General features: G+C 42.5%; 17 protein-coding genes and 1 pseudogene. 17 read left to right on the forward strand and 1 reads right to left on the reverse strand.

Going from position 1 to position 14,709, the window contains the following annotated elements; all coding sequences use genetic code 11:
* Window positions 1-43: 43 nt before the first annotated feature.
* The 8 genes from DLM75_RS16865 to DLM75_RS16910 all read left to right on the forward strand — a co-directional run bounded on the left by DLM75_RS16865 (window position 44) and on the right by DLM75_RS16910 (window position 8,437).
* The gene (locus DLM75_RS16865) at window positions 44-376 is read left to right on the forward strand and encodes an STAS domain-containing protein (RefSeq protein WP_118969689.1); all 333 of its coding nucleotides are present in this window, start codon (window positions 44-46) and stop codon (window positions 374-376) included.
* Window positions 377-383: 7 nt separating this feature from the next.
* Window positions 384-1,142, forward strand: a complete 759-nt coding sequence (locus DLM75_RS16870) for an indole-3-glycerol-phosphate synthase (protein ID WP_118969690.1) — start codon at window positions 384-386, stop codon at window positions 1,140-1,142.
* A gap of 337 nt (window positions 1,143-1,479) precedes the next feature.
* Window positions 1,480-1,869: a hypothetical protein gene (locus DLM75_RS16875; RefSeq protein ID WP_118969691.1), complete on the forward strand. Its 390-nt coding sequence runs from the start codon at window positions 1,480-1,482 to the stop codon at window positions 1,867-1,869.
* Window positions 1,870-3,020: 1,151 nt separating this feature from the next.
* Window positions 3,021-4,082: a dual-specificity RNA methyltransferase RlmN gene (rlmN, locus tag DLM75_RS16885; RefSeq protein WP_118969693.1), complete on the forward strand. Its 1,062-nt coding sequence runs from the start codon at window positions 3,021-3,023 to the stop codon at window positions 4,080-4,082.
* 30 nt (window positions 4,083-4,112) lie between these two features.
* Window positions 4,113-4,400 carry a Cys-rich protein gene (locus DLM75_RS16890; protein ID WP_069606545.1) on the forward strand — a complete coding sequence of 96 codons (288 nt, stop codon included), beginning with the start codon at window positions 4,113-4,115 and terminating at the stop codon, window positions 4,398-4,400.
* A gap of 14 nt (window positions 4,401-4,414) precedes the next feature.
* Entirely contained in the window at window positions 4,415-6,148 is a 1,734-nt protein-coding gene (locus DLM75_RS16895) for an ArnT family glycosyltransferase (protein ID WP_118969694.1), read from the forward strand.
* Between the two features lie 588 nt (window positions 6,149-6,736).
* A complete protein-coding gene (locus DLM75_RS24135) occupies window positions 6,737-7,024 on the forward strand; it encodes a hypothetical protein (protein ID WP_147456652.1) in 288 nt (95 codons plus the stop codon).
* A gap of 582 nt (window positions 7,025-7,606) precedes the next feature.
* On the forward strand, window positions 7,607-8,437 hold the full coding sequence (locus DLM75_RS16910) for a helix-turn-helix transcriptional regulator (protein ID WP_241547962.1): 831 nt from the start codon (window positions 7,607-7,609) through the stop codon (window positions 8,435-8,437).
* On the opposite strand, the gene DLM75_RS16915 is transcribed toward DLM75_RS16910, so the two are convergent.
* Window positions 8,438-8,620 (reverse strand): hypothetical protein, encoded by a 183-nt coding sequence (locus tag DLM75_RS16915; protein ID WP_241547963.1) that lies wholly within the window; start codon window positions 8,618-8,620, stop codon window positions 8,438-8,440. It abuts the gene before it with no gap.
* A gap of 202 nt (window positions 8,621-8,822) precedes the next feature.
* Between DLM75_RS16915 and DLM75_RS16920 the strand changes: the two genes are divergently transcribed.
* From DLM75_RS16920 to DLM75_RS16970, 9 genes and pseudogenes are all read left to right on the forward strand, one after another.
* Window positions 8,823-9,857, forward strand: coding sequence for an MBL fold metallo-hydrolase (locus tag DLM75_RS16920; protein ID WP_241547964.1), 1,035 nt, complete (start codon window positions 8,823-8,825; stop codon window positions 9,855-9,857).
* Window positions 9,854-10,279: a YeeE/YedE family protein gene (locus DLM75_RS16925; protein WP_118969697.1), complete on the forward strand. Its 426-nt coding sequence runs from the start codon at window positions 9,854-9,856 to the stop codon at window positions 10,277-10,279. The genes DLM75_RS16920 and DLM75_RS16925 overlap by 4 nt, the downstream gene beginning before the upstream one ends.
* On the forward strand, window positions 10,276-10,713 hold the full coding sequence (locus DLM75_RS16930) for a DUF6691 family protein (RefSeq protein WP_118969698.1): 438 nt from the start codon (window positions 10,276-10,278) through the stop codon (window positions 10,711-10,713). Before DLM75_RS16925 ends, DLM75_RS16930 begins: the two co-directional genes overlap by 4 nt.
* Before the next feature lie 10 nt (window positions 10,714-10,723).
* Window positions 10,724-11,533, forward strand: a complete 810-nt coding sequence (locus DLM75_RS16935) for a sulfite exporter TauE/SafE family protein (RefSeq protein WP_241547965.1) — start codon at window positions 10,724-10,726, stop codon at window positions 11,531-11,533.
* 838 nt (window positions 11,534-12,371) lie between these two features.
* A complete protein-coding gene (locus tag DLM75_RS16945; RefSeq protein WP_118969912.1) occupies window positions 12,372-12,734 on the forward strand; it encodes an iron chaperone in 363 nt (120 codons plus the stop codon).
* Between the two features lie 127 nt (window positions 12,735-12,861).
* Complete coding sequence (locus DLM75_RS24295; protein ID WP_158586485.1) at window positions 12,862-13,014, forward strand: hypothetical protein; 153 nt, start codon at window positions 12,862-12,864, stop codon at window positions 13,012-13,014.
* A gap of 35 nt (window positions 13,015-13,049) precedes the next feature.
* Window positions 13,050-13,286 (forward strand): annotated as a pseudogene (locus DLM75_RS16955) (cupin domain-containing protein); the annotation flags it as partial.
* Between the two features lie 180 nt (window positions 13,287-13,466).
* Window positions 13,467-13,859: a hypothetical protein gene (locus DLM75_RS16965; RefSeq protein ID WP_118969704.1), complete on the forward strand. Its 393-nt coding sequence runs from the start codon at window positions 13,467-13,469 to the stop codon at window positions 13,857-13,859.
* 44 nt (window positions 13,860-13,903) lie between these two features.
* On the forward strand, window positions 13,904-14,473 hold the full coding sequence (locus DLM75_RS16970) for a MepB family protein (protein WP_118969913.1): 570 nt from the start codon (window positions 13,904-13,906) through the stop codon (window positions 14,471-14,473).
* The last annotated feature ends 236 nt before the right edge of the window (window positions 14,474-14,709 follow it).

The raw sequence follows: 14,709 nt of genomic DNA on the forward strand, positions 1-14,709 counted from the left end.
CACCCCCGATAGTTGTCAGTAGCAAAAACTTAAGGATATTCCCTTGCTCGATCACAAAGTACGCGACGGTGTTTTGATTGTTTATCTCAAAGGACGTTTGGACGTTTCCATCGCCAATGAAGTAGAGGAAAATCTGAATGATCTGATCGACAATCAAGGTCATAAAAAAGTAATTCTGAATATGCAGGAAGTGGATTATATGTCTTCGTCCGGATTCAGGGCTTGCATCTCCACTCTTAGAAAACTCAACTCAAAAGAGGGTGCATTAAAAATTTGTAATATCAAACCGGCCGTCAAACGTATCTTTGACGTAATCGAACTTACCTCTCTTTTTGACATTCGCGAAACGGAAGACGAGGCTTTGAAATCTTTCTAAGCTTCTGATGTCCTCTACTCAATTGCACCGGGTTCTCCGGGAAATCATCAACACAAAGCAGAACGAGATTAAAAATATTCAGAGTTTCGATCCGAGTCCTTTTCAAGGACTCGGTCTAAGGGAATCTCTGAGAAGTCGTAAGTTCTCCATCATCGCTGAATGTAAAAAGAAAAGTCCTTCCGCAGGTGAGATCCGATCCGATTACGATCCTGTAAAGATTGCGAGTATTTATGAAGACTCCGGTGCCTCGGCGATTTCCGTTCTTACGGATAGGGATTATTTCGGGGGATCGCTGGATGATCTGAAGAACGTTTCCGCTAAGGTTAGGATTCCCGTTCTAAGGAAAGATTTTATCATCGATGAGATTCAGATTCGAGAAGCACGAGCTTACGGTGCTTCTGCGATTCTTCTCATCGTTAGAATTTTGACTCCGGAGCAGATCAAAACATTTTTACGATCCGCGTCTTCTCTGGGAATGGACAGCCTCGTGGAGGTCCATACAGTCGACGAAGCTAAATTAGCCTTGGACTGCGGGGCAGAAATTATCGGAATCAATACAAGAGACTTGGATACATTTCAAATTCATAAGAATCTTGTGGAAGAAGTTTCCTCATTCTTGCCACCTAATGTGGTTAAGGTGGGCGAATCCGGTGTGAAGAATCGTTCCGATCTGGACAACTTCCGAAAACTTGTGGACGCGGCTTTGATCGGAACCTATTTCATGGAGAAGTCGGATATTCACAAAGCTTGGCTCGATCTATTTTAAGATCTTCGATTTTATTCCTAATTCGAGTTTTTTTTCGAACCGTTTACCGGTTCGGATTTTTAAAAAAACAAAGCGATTCTTCAGAATGTTCTTATTTGATTCCCAGAAAAATGGATTTGAATGAGATTTGAGACAGGCGTGTTGTGCGAATTCGACAAGTCAGGATCTTTCCTAATTTGAGAGATTGTCCTTTTTATTCCCGGATTGTTCCACTTTGTCGATCGAAACCGTTTTCGGCGGAACCTATTCTTATAGACATTTATCAATAGAAAGTTAAGAATTTTAGAATGCCAATTCCTGTTATCCCGGAAGTTTTTGAGGGAGAGTGAGGAAAAGTATGGTCCGATATTCTTTTTTCTGGTTGCTCCTTCTTGTTTTTGCATTTCTCAATGCGATGATCCGGGAACTTACATATAAAAATATTTTTGGTGAATTTTTATCGCACCAGATTTCGGTCTTCACCGGAATTTTTCTCTTGAGTTTTCCGATCGCAGGGGTGGCGAAATATTTTCCCTTTTCAAGCGCGAGACAAGCGATCGTTGTCGGTCTTCTTTGGCTTATTCTTACCGAGCTCTTTGAATATGGGATGATCGTTCTCTGGTCTAAAAAGTCGATTTCCGAGTTCTCTCAGGCACATGACGTTTTTCACGGCGAACTCTGGATTCTTATCTTAATTTGGATTGCGGTTTCTCCTTATTTGTTTTATCGATTTTTGAGTCGTTCGTAGAAGAGGGCCGTTTGGAAAGGAAGCTTTCGTTGTCGAAATCGTGTGTTATTCTGCTCAGGTTGGCGGTTTCTGCAAATTTTCTTCGAAGCTCAAAGGTTAGCGAGTTTGTCTTCTGTGGAAACCGATCTAAGGCAAGCTCCGTTGCTGAGAGGCGAAGTTCGCCTAAACGCCGCGAAACGGATTCAATCGATCCGTCATCGTAACTCGGACGTGAAGAATCTGATTTGATTAGGTTTTCTTGGTGTTTATACGAAGTTCGTATAAACGCACGGCGACTCAAGGGAATGATTCTCGTAACGTCGTTCGCCGGAACTCAGACAAAATCTCACTTCGCGCTTCGACTTCTCCGTTACACGAAGTTCGTATAAACGCGCGGCAACTCAAGGGAATGATTCTCGTAACGTCGTTAGTCGTAACTCCGACAAAATCCCACTTCGCGCTTCGACTTCTCCCTTACAGGAAGTTCGTATAAACGCGCGGCGACTCAAGGGAAGGGTTCTTTTATCCTCGTTTGTAGTAACTCCGACAAAATCCCACTTCACCATCAACTTCTCACTTATACGAAGTTCGTATAAACGCGCGGCGACTCAAGGGAAGGGTTCTCGTATCGTCATAACTCTTCCAAGATTACACTTCACACATCGACTTCTCCCTTACAGGAAGTTCATATAAACGCGCGGCGACTCAAGGGAACGACTCTTATCTCCTCATTCATCCTAACTCTTCCAAAATCCCGCTTCACCATCGACTTCTCACTTACAGGAAGTTCATATAAACGCGCGGCGACTCAAGGGAACGACTCTTATCTCCTCATTCGTCCTAACTCCAATAAGATTAAATTTCACACTTCAACTTCTCGCTTATACGAAGTTCGTATAAGCACGCATTCTTCGAGTTGGAATCGAACCGGAACCGGCGTTCCGAAGTTGGATAGAAAGATAGGGTCTTTTCAAATCCTAGAAGAAAAAAGGAACATAAGAATCCTCCTCGAAAAGTAAAGGGGTTCTGATCATTTAGAAAAGTGAAGAGACTTTGCTCCTTTAAAAGAGCAATGTAGCGAAGGTTCTTTTTCTCCTTCGTTGAAAAATTCTCTTTGAAAAGAGTTTTCTCAAAGGGGCTAGAGAAAAAAATCGACTTGTAGGATGATTCCCATGACACAAGAGACGCTCGGAGAAGTTCAGACAGGAAAAATTCCTTTGAAGGGTAGAACCTTGAAGGAGCTCTCGGATATCATGTCGTCTCTTGGTGAAAAATCTTTTCGTGCTAAGCAGATCTATCATGGTCTCTATGTAAATCGTTACGAATCCTGGGAACAGTTCACAACATTCTCCAAAGCTCTTAAAGAAAAATTGGAAGAGCTCTGCTCCCTCACTCGTCTTCACGTTGCCAAACATCTCAAGTCAGTAGACGGAACTCAAAAATTTACGTTTACTTCGGAACCGAACAACGGAAAAGAATTCGAAGCCGTTTGGATTCCATTCGGGGACGGAGGAAGAAAGACGATTTGTATCTCTTCTCAAGTGGGTTGTACTCTCAATTGTAAATTCTGCGCGACAGCAAAATTGGAGTTTCAGGGAAATCTCAAGGCTCACGAGATCGTAGATCAGATTCTCCAAGTCGAAAAAATCGTAGGCGATAGAGCGACTAACGTTGTTTTTATGGGAATGGGCGAGCCCTTTCACAACTATTTCAACGTGATCCGTGCGGCTTCCATCCTTCATGATCCGGACGCTCTCAATCTGGGCGCTAAAAAAATCACGATCTCCACTTCGGGGGTCGTCAACGGTATCAGACGTTTTATCGAGAACAAAGAGCCATACAACTTTGCGATCTCCCTCAATCATCCGGACCCGAACGGAAGAAAAGAGATCATGGATATCGAGGAAAAATTCGCACTTCCCGAGCTCATCCAAGCCGCCAAGGATTTTACGAGAGAATTGAATCGAAGAATCACCTTCGAATACGTTATGATTCCCGGCGTGAACATGGGACAAGAGAACGCAAACAAACTCATAAAGATCGCGAGATCCATGGATTGTAAGATCAACGTCATTCCTCTCAATACGGAGTTTTTCGGTTGGAGAAGGCCGACGAGAAACGAAGTCGAAGAGTTTACCGCGCTCTTGGAACCGGCCGGCGTTCCGATCCTCAACCGAAGATCACCAGGAAAAGATATTTTCGGGGCCTGTGGAATGCTCGCCTCAAAAAGTTGACCTCAGCTTTCCTTTCTGAAAAATGGGGGAATGAATCCGAGAAGAATTCTTCTTTTCCTCTTATTAACGATCTTACCTTTCGTTTCCTGTCAGGAATACGTTCAGCAAAAATGCAGTTCAGCCTGTAAGTTCTTCGTCCAGTGCGCCGTGACCACGTTTAAGGACGTGAAGGTGACCGAGTTGGAAAAAAATCAGGCGATGATCGACTGTGAGAGCGGTTGTATCCGAGAACAGAGTTTTGTTCTTCCCTGTTTCGAATCCGAAACTACATGCAAAGGTTTTAATACCTGTGTCCTCGAATCCGGATTTATGGATTAATAAAGGAATAGAAAATGAATTCAATCACTTCCGATAAACCTCTGATTTCCATCAAAGTCCTTTTTGTTTTTCTTTTGATTTCGATTCTTCCTTTGCTCCTCACTCTTCCTCTCGATGTAATCGATATCGATTCTTCCCAATACGCCGAGATTTCAAGAGAAATGGTCGAGGGAGGAAATCCGTTTTTTATTCGAGACAACGGAAGAAGATATCTGGATAAACCGATTCTCACGTTTTGGAAAATTTCCCTTTCCTTTCTTGTCTTCGGTTATCAAAATTTCGCGTTTCGTCTTCCGGCGCTTCTCTTTACGTTTCTTTCCTTCTGGGGAATTTTCAAACTTACGGAATTGTATTCGGGAAGTCGTCTTCGCGCTTGGATCTCCGTATTCTTATATTCTCTTTCACCCGGACTCTACTCGATGGTCGTGGATCCGAAGATCGACGTCTACCTGACTCCGTATCTGATTTTGGTCCATACATTCTACTATTTGGGATTTAAGAAGAATCGTAATTTTTACTATCTCATGTATTTTGCGATGGGCCTCGGGTTTATCACAAAAGGCCCGATCTCGATGGTGATTCCCGCCTTGTCAATCGGCGGAGATATTCTTTTTAGAAGGGACTGGAAGCGTCTTCTGGAGATGAAATTGTTTCCGGGTGCGTTTCTCGCGATCCTTCCTCCTATCCTTTGGTCGATTCCTCTTTATCTTGAATTTCAGACCTACGGTCCTTATTTCTTTTTGTGGATTCAATCCTTTGGAAGATTCTACGTGAAGATGTACAATCAAAAATTCAATCCTCTCTTTTTCTATTCCAACTTTTCCTGGGCCTTCGGAATTTTTATTCTTCCTTTTGCCGGATTTGTGATCGATCGGGTTCGTAAGTTCTTCAAAGAAGGAAAAATAAAGGGAGTATTTCAGAATATTCTAAAAAATGAATATAAGAATCTGGATTTTGTTCCTGGCTTTTGGCTTTTTCTGTTCTTATTTTTGATCAGCTTTTCAAGATATCAACTCCCTCAGTACATCTATTGGTGTCTTCCCGCCGCGGCGGTAATCGGTGCGGGAGTTTTAGAATCGATTCTTCTTTCTTTGAAAGATTCCCAAAAAGGAGATTTCTTTTTACGAATCGGAGTTCTGCTTCTTCTGATCACCGCGGGAGCGTTTTTGGTCTCGATCTTGATTCTTCCCTTCTTGAGCATCCAAGTCGGTTGGAGTTATCTGATTCTTCCTTTGATTTATTTAGCCGTTTTTATCCGGATTTATTTTCAAACGAGTAGGGAAGGGCTTCTTCTTGCGTCTTGGATATTTCCCGTGTCTTTGTTTTTTTCCGTCGTGAGTTTGTATCTCTATCCGATGTTGACTTCGTATCAACCTTCGAAAGAGATTGGAACTTTTATTCGGGAGAATGAACCGGGAAAGGAAAAACTTTTTCTCTTCGGAGTTCCCGCTTCCAAAAGATCGTATGCTTATTATTCGCAAAGAATTTCGAGAACTCTTTTTGATCCTGCGATTTTGGTCGACGCGATTCAAAAAGACGGACAACGTTATCTGATCGTTCAAGACAAGTGGTTGAGTAAAATGGATGAGTTCTTCGGAAATGACGTTCAATTCGAAACGGTAAAAGAATACCCTTCTTATAAAGTGGCTACTCCGGAAGGGAAATTTTTTCTAAAATCACAAAGAGAGAAGATCACAGGAAAGGTGATTCTGATGCGAGCCACGTTAAAAAAAACGGAGAAAAAATAAGAGTTCGTAAAAAATGATGAGGAGAATTTTCGATTCTCCCGAAAAGTAAATTAGGCTAAATTGTGAGCCTGGTTTGGTTTTGGTCCCTGGGTAAAACCGGGGACTACTTTTCCAAAACGTAGTTCGATCCTTTAGATCCTCGCTTTCTTCCCTTCTTTCTTTTGATTCTTCTTTTTCCTTGCAGATTTGGCGACGGTTGACTTTTCATAGGTTTGTATCTTTCGTTGCAAGAGATTCCTTCGTTCCGCGTTTTGGCGAGCTTTCGTCAACGCGTGGTTAGGTGAATCCGAGAGTTTCAGTGGTGAAAACCGGTTCCTCTCTTTTTCATCGAATCGAAACACCTTGTTTTTTGTTGATAGAGTATCCTAGATACTTAAGTTCTCCGTTATGTTCAGAAGGTTGATCTCGATTCTTTTTCTTGTTCTATTTTTCGGCGCACTGCCTGCATGGTTTCTTTCTACGTTGGAAGGATGGATTTTCGTGGATTGCCTCCAAAGAACGTCCACTGAAGGAATGGAGTGCGCGATTTCGGAACGATTCGCGTTCGCTTCTCGTAGTCTTGTTTATTCCACGAAAAGCGCCCGATCTTTGAAAAGTTTTCAACAAGGTCGTCGCGGAAAGAGCGTTACCTATCAATTGTTTCTTTCTACACCGAGCGGTGAAAAAGCCGTTCTACGTTCCCCGATCGGAAGCGTAGAAATCGATCGAATCGCAAAGGATTTGAATGTCGCTCTCCAATCTCGCGCGACAGCCTATCACGCGAAAATCAATCCGGAACCTTTGTTTTGGATGACTCTCTTTCTTTTCATCGTCTTTGTCGGAGTCGGCGTTTTTATTTCTCTACAAAACACGATCCGCCGCAAATCGAGAAAATGATTTCTCAGAATTATTTAGCCTCCGGTTTATCGATAGAGCATACCAATTTCATTCTTCTAATCTTGCGCTTTCGTTTTACGAAGGACGCTTTTTTATTTGAATGAGTCCGCAAATCTTGACTTCTATTTTTCGGCGCATGAAAAAATTCGTATTTCCGGATTGGCTTTGAACAATGGTTCGAGTGCGCGGACCACATCCTTCGCAATTAGATCGCTTCTAAGATCGCTTCCGCTTGTTTTTTTAATCCAAATCCGGGAAGCACTTGGACATCCTCATCACGTAACAACAGTTGTTTCGATTTTGCGCCGGATATTTTTTAGAAACGGCTTTCTAAATTTCTCTTATACGCGGTTGGCCGCAGATCGATCGTTTGTATCGATCTTTAAGATGATTTCAAGGAACGCCTTTTAGGCAAAGGTCCTCTTCGGAAGCATGAACAAAGAAACGAGGAGCGATGTAAAAATTGATTTACTCACGCCTTGTGTTGAAATTTGATTCATCTAAAGTTCTCCTTTATGATTGGGATTCTATTTGCCGTTGATGAAACTGCATTGTATAATTCTGCAATCGTGAGATAAAAATATGCAAGCTCTCTTAATGAAAATGGATTCTTCTCCTTTGGATCGTCAGGAAAGAATATGTATCTGGGGAAGTCGTTGTTTGTTTGCCGGTTATCTTCCGGATTTAACCTTGCGTAGAAGAGCGGCGGCAACGGTTTGTATCGGTTTGGATGGTGAGTTTCAGCTTTCCTTGAATGATAAGGATTGGATCGCATTTCGTTCCGCAATGATCCCTCCGATGATGGATCATTCCATACGATTTTCCGGCGGATTCTGCGTGCTTCTTTTTATGGATCTAAGTAGCCCCAATTATCATGCGCTTAGAACCTCTAACGCCGAAAAAGAAAAGGAAGGCATTTTTATTTCTCTAAAGGAAGAAACACAACTATTCGATAGGATCCATCGAATCGTATCCTCCGGCTCGGAGGAATCTATATTAGATTTATTGAATCAGATTCCACCTTTATCCGGTGACACGTCGCGAATGATAGACAATCGTATCCAAAAGATTGTGGATAGGATCACGACGATGCCTCAGGAAGATCATTCCGCAAAGGAACTCGCGGAATTTGAGGGAATGTCCGTATCGAACTTGGAGCATTTATTCAAAAAAGAAGTTGGCATTCCTTTGAATTCGTTTCGCACTTGGTTTCGGTTGAAGTTGACGGTCTATTCGCTTCTCCATGGAATGAATCATACGGAAGCCGCGCACCGCGCAGGGTTTTTCGATTCCGCTCATTTTACGAAGACGTTTCGGGCAACGTTCGGATTGCCTCCTTCGGAAATTTTCAGAAATACGAGGCCTTTGAAATCGTTTATCGAAGTTCCTGCGAGTTACGCCGAATCTTGGTAGTCATTGTAGACTCAACAAACTTAAGACTGCGTAACCTCCTGGAATGACAGCCGCTTGCGGGAAGCCCAAGATAAAGTAAAGCACACCCCAGAGAAAACCCGCCGCGGTAAAAACCATCGAGAAGATGATCCATCCGTTCATATGAAGATTCTCGCGTTCCGTTGTTGTTTTTATGGATGACATGGTTCCTCGATAAGACGAATGAAAAAATGAAAGAATAAATTATTCGTATCATAACCGTTCGGATTCTCCGGCGCTTGTATAATTCTGCAATTCGATCGAGAAGTTTTTTTTTGAACGTTCTTATTTTTTAGAAACCACTGCAGAATTATACAAGGCTCTTCGACTCGTGCAAGCTATACTACGCGGCATGCACGGTACTCTTTTGTATCAACTTTTCGAAACACAATCCTCTACATTCACTTATTTGATCGCTGATCGAGAAAGCAGAGAAGCGGCCATTATCGATCCGGTTTTGGAAACGGCGGATCGGGATCTGAAACTGATCGAAGAACTCGATCTTCATTTGGCGTATATATTGGAAACTCACATTCATGCGGATCATATCAGCGGAGCGCACGAGATTCGCAAAAATACATCCGCTAAATCGGCCGTAAGCGCTCGGGCGGGAATCGAATGTGCGGACATCGCGCTTGAGGACGGTCGGACTCTTTCACTTGGAAATAAAAAAATTACCGCGATTGCGACGCCAGGACATACGAGTGCGTGTATGAGTTTTCACTTCGAGGGAATGTTGTTTACGGGAGATTCTCTTCTCATCCGTGGAACCGGAAGAACAGATCTCCAGGGTGGTTCTTCGGAAATGTTGTATGAAAGTATCACTCGAAAAATATTTTCCCTTCCGGATCATACACAAGTTTATCCCGGACATGATTATCACGGGCGCATGAATACGACGATCGCATTGGAAAAAAAATTGAATCCGCGCGTCGGCGGCAATCGTACGAAAGAAGAGTTCAAAAAGATCATGAAAGAATTGCGACTTGCGGCTCCAAAGAAGATACATCTGGCCGTGCCCGCAAATTTAGAATGTGGGAAAATTGAAACGATCAGGGTTTTAAATCCACAGATTCGTTCCGGAATTCCCACCGTAAGGAACGAGGAAGTGTTCCAAAAAATCGGAAAAGTTAAAATCATTGATGTACGTTATCCCGGAGAATTTCACGGAGTTCTTGGTCATATTCCAACCGCTCAGTGTGTTACATTCGGTTCGGAATTGACGCACTTTTTGGAAAATGGAGATCGTTCGCAAGAAATTGTCTTTGTCTGTCGAAGCGGGAAACGATCCGCGGAAGCCACAAAGGATAGTATTCGTTTCGGTTATAAATTCGCGTACAACATGGCAGGTGGTATGTTGGATTGGAACGAGAGATTCCTGCCAAAGGAGTTAGAAGAATGACAATGGATTGGATCATGGGATTGATCGGAGGAGCGGTCATCGGAATCGCCGTCTCTTTGATGCTTTTGTGGAATGGAAGGGTTACCGGAGTCAGCGGTATCGTATACGGAGTTCTTATCCCGGTGAAAGGAGATACGGCTTGGCGTTGGTATTTCATAACGGGTTTGTTGTTAGGTGGACTTTCTCTTAAGATCTTCGCTCCCGATCTTTTAGCTGTCGAATTGCAAACGAAAACATGGATCGGCTCGCTTGCCGGAATACTTGTCGGCTTTGGCGCGATGTTGGGAGGAGGTTGTACCAGCGGTCACGGAGTCTGCGGAGTCAGTCGATTTTCAGTTCGATCCATCGTTGCCACATTCGTTTTTATGGGAGCAGGGATGGCGGCTGTACTATTACTCCGAAAGATCGGGTGGTTTGTATGAAGTATAATCTCGGCGCCCTTATCGTCGGTTTGTTATTTGCCATAGGGTTAGGGATCTCCGGAATTTTACAGCCGGCAAATATATTAGGTTTTCTTGATGTGTTTGGAAAATGGAATCCCACTCTTCTTTTTACGATGGCGGGAGCAGTGGGGATTCATTTTATCACTTACAGATGGATCCGTAAAAGAAAAACTCCGATGTTCTCTAAGGAATGGTTTATACCCACTCGACAGGAGATCACGCCCGCGCTTGTTATCGGAAGTATCATTTTCGGGATCGGCTGGGGTTTGGGAGGTTATTGTCCCACGGTTTCGGTAACGTCCCTTGCGAGTTTTGAAACAAGACCGCTCATCGTTTTTGGGAGTATCATTCTTGGGATGTTACTCTTTTACCTTCTCGATAAGAAGCTAAATTTAAAAAATAAGTTAGAATAAAAGACGAACGATGATGCAGATCTTTGGCTATTTCGCAACGTTCGTAATGGGAACATCATTCGGACTCATCGGCGCCGGCGGGTCCATTCTCATGGTGCCTATTCTTTTCTATCTGTTTAGACAGAATGCGATGGAAGCGACCACAAACTCCTTGTTTGTGGTCGGTGTAACTGCGTTGATTGGAGCCTGGGTGAAAGCGAAAAGCGGAGAGATCGATCTGAAAATAGGATTTTTTTTCGCGATGCCGAGTTTTGCGGGAATCTTTTTCGCGAGACAATGGATTCTTTCTTCGTTACCAAATTCCTTGGTCCATGTGTTCGGAATCACGTTCACCAAATCGGTGTTCGTAATGACAGCTTTTGCGATCGTAATGCTTTTCAGTGCTTGGGCAATGATTCGTTCCGGCAAAGCGGAAAGAGTGAAAGCTCCTTCCTTCAAAACGTTATCGACGAACTTTTGGAGCATCGGTCTTAAAGGATTGATCGTGGGCGTGATCACAGGCTTGGTCGGAGCAGGCGGAGGTTTTTTGATCATTCCGGCTCTTGTATTCCTTCTTAAGTTCCCTTTGAGCCTCGCCATCGGCACGTCGCTTGCGATCGTCTCCGTGAATTCTCTCTTCGGGTTTGCAATCAGCCTTTCTTCTTTGCAGACAACGGATTTTCCCTTCCTTTTCGGCGTTTCTATTTTAGGGATTGGAGGAATGTTCTTAGGACAGATGCTTTCCGCAAAGATCCAGGAACGATATCTGAAAACAGGATTTGGCTATTTCGTATTGACGGTCGCGTCTCTGATTCTTCTGGATCAAGGTTCTCGTTTGTAAAAAATATTTTACTTCTATTGAGTTGCCGACGTGTTTTTTTTCGCCCGTCGATTCTAATAACATCGATGGAATCCTTGGATGAAGAGTGTTGTCCAGTTTTCTCTTGCGGAAATATGAAAATTCTATAATATACTACGGGTTCGATTCGGATCGAAGAATCCGATCGCAGAACAGAACTTTCTTGAGAGTCTGAACCAACTCTTCGGTTTCCTTGTCGGAATGGAGAATTCAACTCTATTTCCTAAGTTATTCTCTCCAACAAAGAGAAAGGGTTCCGTTTTGAAGATTTATTTTCTGAAGGAACTGCCGTGTTTATCCGATGGCCGCCCCTTTCCGGAAGCATCTCCTAAACAGAAATCGCGTTCCATGTTGAAAATGGAGTCTTCTTTGAATTCTTTAGATAGAAAAAGGAAGAATCGCTTCGTTTCATCCGAAACGAAAAAGAGGAAAGAGAGCGGCTTTGTTTGCTGACGAAGATTTGCTTGAAAGGCAAATCGATTCAAGAAAAAATTGAAATGGGAACAAAATCCCGCTGAAGTCAGGTTAGGCGAAAGAATTCTTTCGGGAATTGTCGCGGAATCTCCTCTTCAGTAACTACAAAAAAAGTGGAAAACGAATCAAATCTATGGAACTAAAAACACTCTTAGAAAAACTTTCCAACCCGGCAAAACGTGCGATTCAAACTTTGAAACTAAAAAAAGTCGAAGACTTCACAAAGTTTACCAGGAAGGAGATCGCAGAACTTCACGGAATCGGACCCAACGCACTTTCCCTGATCGAAGCGGAAATGAAATCTCTGAAGTTGCATTTTAAGAAGCCAGAGGGTGGATCTCGGTCCATGGCCGGAGAGAAGTTCAAAACGATCGATCAATACATCGCTTCTTTTCCGAAAGAAATCCGAGAAATATTAAACGAAATGAGAGATCTCATTCGAAAATCGGCTCCGATGGCTGTGGAAAAAATAAGCTATAATATGCCGGCTTTTGCATATAACGGAAATCTTGTTTATTTTGCGGCTTTTAAAAAACATCTTGGTTTTTATCCAACCGCAAGCGCGACAAAAAAATTTGAAAACGATTTGTCCCCGTATAAATTCTCGAAAGGTGCGATTCAATTTCCTCTGAATAAGAATTTACCGAAAGCGCTCATAACAAAGATCGTAAAGTTTAGAATCGAGGAAAACAAAAGCAAATCGAAATGAGCATCCGCCTTTTGACTTTATATTTTGGCAGATCCTATCGACGAAGCGACTTTGACGTGGTTAAAGTCATAACACCGAATGAAGCTAAAACAAAGATCATCGTCGATTTAAAAAATCGAATTTATCAATGAGAATCATGAAAATCGTTTTATTAAACTTTTTTGTTAGTTTCAGTTTATCTTTTGTCGAAGAGGTCGTAAAACCGATTCCCGCTCCAACCGTATCTCGTAAAGAACTGCTGACCGCGTTTTTGGGAGGAGAAAGGACTTCTCCAATGTAAAAATCGTCGAAGTGACTTAGGAAGGAGGAAAAAAAGCTCCTACACATCTGCATCCTTGTGTCACGATCGGAGTGGTTACGGAAGGTGTGATCAAGTTTCAAATCGATGGTCAGCCGGAACCATTCTTAAAAACAGGAGACACTTTCTTTGAGTCGGAAAACGTGAGGATCGCGAAGTTCAACAATGAAAGCGATTCGACTGCGAAGTTCGTGGTCTTCTATCTACTCAAAAAAGAGAGGGATTCCACTCTTCAAGTGATCGAGAAAGAATAATAACTTTCCTTGATACGGTTTCGTATCACACTCGCGACGATCCAATCTGAATCTTCATTTCTATTTCGGATCCTTACAAAGTTAGGAATTCTAAATTGAAGAGCATGGATAGAGTCTCTCTTCCATTCTTCGAAAAAAGAAAAGAATGGAAAAAAGGATAGTCGACGATGTAGTGGCGTTATGATCGTTGAAAATGAAAACGCCAAAAAAAAGATCCGAATCATACTCCTTGTTCTCTTTGCCGCCGTTTTTGTTTTTCATTTTTTCGTTTTGATCCGGATCATTCCTTATACCATCGTTTGGGGAGGACGACTGCAGAATTTAGAGCAGATGTATATTTTCGAAGTCGTTTCCATCGTTTTGAATTCTTTCTTTCTTTTTGTTATTCTTATGGAAGGCAGATGGGTTCGAGGTTATTTTTCGACATCTGTTTTAAAAGGCATTTTGTGGGGGATGATCGTTTTGTTCTCCTGGAATACATTCGGAAATTTGAATGCACTCGATTCGTTTGAGAGTATCGTATTTACTCCCATCACGTTTCTGATCGCCTTACTTTGTTTTCTTTTGGTTTAATCGAACAAAAGGCGCCTTCGAAACTCGATTTCGAAAAAATAAAGATGGCAATCAGAAAAATAAATTCTTCTTCCGGAAAGAAAAAAAAGGATGGCATCCTGAAAAAGAATCACGCTTCCGATTCTTTTCTCGAGCTAAAAGGATTGTTTTTGGATTCTTACGGATTGAAACCGGAACAGATTTGGATCGAAAAGGAAGGAGGCGAATACGGTGCCTGCCGATTTGAACTCAACAATCGTAAGATCGTATTTCGAATGGCAAAGATTACTCCGACAAAAGCCGGTCAATTTGTTACTCTCTGGAAACGAAGGAAGGACGGTCCTACCGAGCCGTATCATATCAAAGACGACGTCGACTATTTTATCATAGCCGCCATTTTTCGAAAACATTCCGGACAATTTATTTTTCCAAAGTCAGTCCTGCATCAGCTTGGGATTCTTTCCGGCGCAAAGGAAGGAAAACGAGGTTTTCGAATCTATCCACCTTGGGATGTGTCGCTTAACAAACAGGCGAATCAAACTCAAATCTGGCAGTCGAATTATTTTTTGGAGAAGGTCGCGGATTTAGAAATCGATCGAAAGAATTTTCTCAACCGCTTAGGTCTCGGAGAATAAAATGAATTTTCGTAGAAATTTCGTATTCTTTTGGATCGTTACATCGAACAATGTTTGTGATCTTTCGATTTCAACGAAATCGTTTCCCACTCTTTTGCCGTTTTAAGAACAAATTCCGTCGACTTTTATGAAAGCTTGGCCACAAGAAGATTCGAATTCTGGGAACATTCGCTGAATCGAATGATTGCAACGGCGGCGAAGAAGGATCCGGAAACCGTCTCGACGTTTATATTTTC

This window comes from Leptospira stimsonii (genome assembly GCF_003545885.1).
GTDB classification, from domain to species: Bacteria; Spirochaetota; Leptospiria; order Leptospirales; family Leptospiraceae; genus Leptospira; species Leptospira stimsonii.

Excerpts from the sequence above, each read along its gene's own strand:
- rlmN (WP_118969693.1), top strand. The coding sequence starts at position 3,021 with ATGACACAAGAGACGCTCGGAGAAGTTCAGACAGGAAAAATTCCTTTG.
- DLM75_RS16935 (WP_241547965.1), top strand. The coding sequence starts at position 10,724 with ATGATGCAGATCTTTGGCTATTTCGCAACGTTCGTAATGGGAACATCA.
- DLM75_RS16875 (WP_118969691.1), top strand. The coding sequence starts at position 1,480 with ATGGTCCGATATTCTTTTTTCTGGTTGCTCCTTCTTGTTTTTGCATTT.
- DLM75_RS16870 (WP_118969690.1), top strand. The coding sequence starts at position 384 with ATGTCCTCTACTCAATTGCACCGGGTTCTCCGGGAAATCATCAACACA.
- DLM75_RS16930 (WP_118969698.1), top strand. The coding sequence starts at position 10,276 with ATGAAGTATAATCTCGGCGCCCTTATCGTCGGTTTGTTATTTGCCATA.
- DLM75_RS16890 (WP_069606545.1), top strand. The coding sequence starts at position 4,113 with ATGAATCCGAGAAGAATTCTTCTTTTCCTCTTATTAACGATCTTACCT.
- DLM75_RS16965 (WP_118969704.1), top strand. The coding sequence starts at position 13,467 with ATGATCGTTGAAAATGAAAACGCCAAAAAAAAGATCCGAATCATACTC.
- DLM75_RS16970 (WP_118969913.1), top strand. The coding sequence starts at position 13,904 with ATGGCAATCAGAAAAATAAATTCTTCTTCCGGAAAGAAAAAAAAGGAT.
- DLM75_RS16910 (WP_241547962.1), top strand. The coding sequence starts at position 7,607 with ATGCAAGCTCTCTTAATGAAAATGGATTCTTCTCCTTTGGATCGTCAG.
- DLM75_RS16945 (WP_118969912.1), top strand. The coding sequence starts at position 12,372 with ATGGCCGGAGAGAAGTTCAAAACGATCGATCAATACATCGCTTCTTTT.
- DLM75_RS16895 (WP_118969694.1), top strand. The coding sequence starts at position 4,415 with ATGAATTCAATCACTTCCGATAAACCTCTGATTTCCATCAAAGTCCTT.
- DLM75_RS24295 (WP_158586485.1), top strand. The coding sequence starts at position 12,862 with ATGAGAATCATGAAAATCGTTTTATTAAACTTTTTTGTTAGTTTCAGT.
- DLM75_RS16925 (WP_118969697.1), top strand. The coding sequence starts at position 9,854 with ATGACAATGGATTGGATCATGGGATTGATCGGAGGAGCGGTCATCGGA.
- DLM75_RS16915 (WP_241547963.1), bottom strand. The coding sequence starts at position 8,620 with ATGTCATCCATAAAAACAACAACGGAACGCGAGAATCTTCATATGAAC.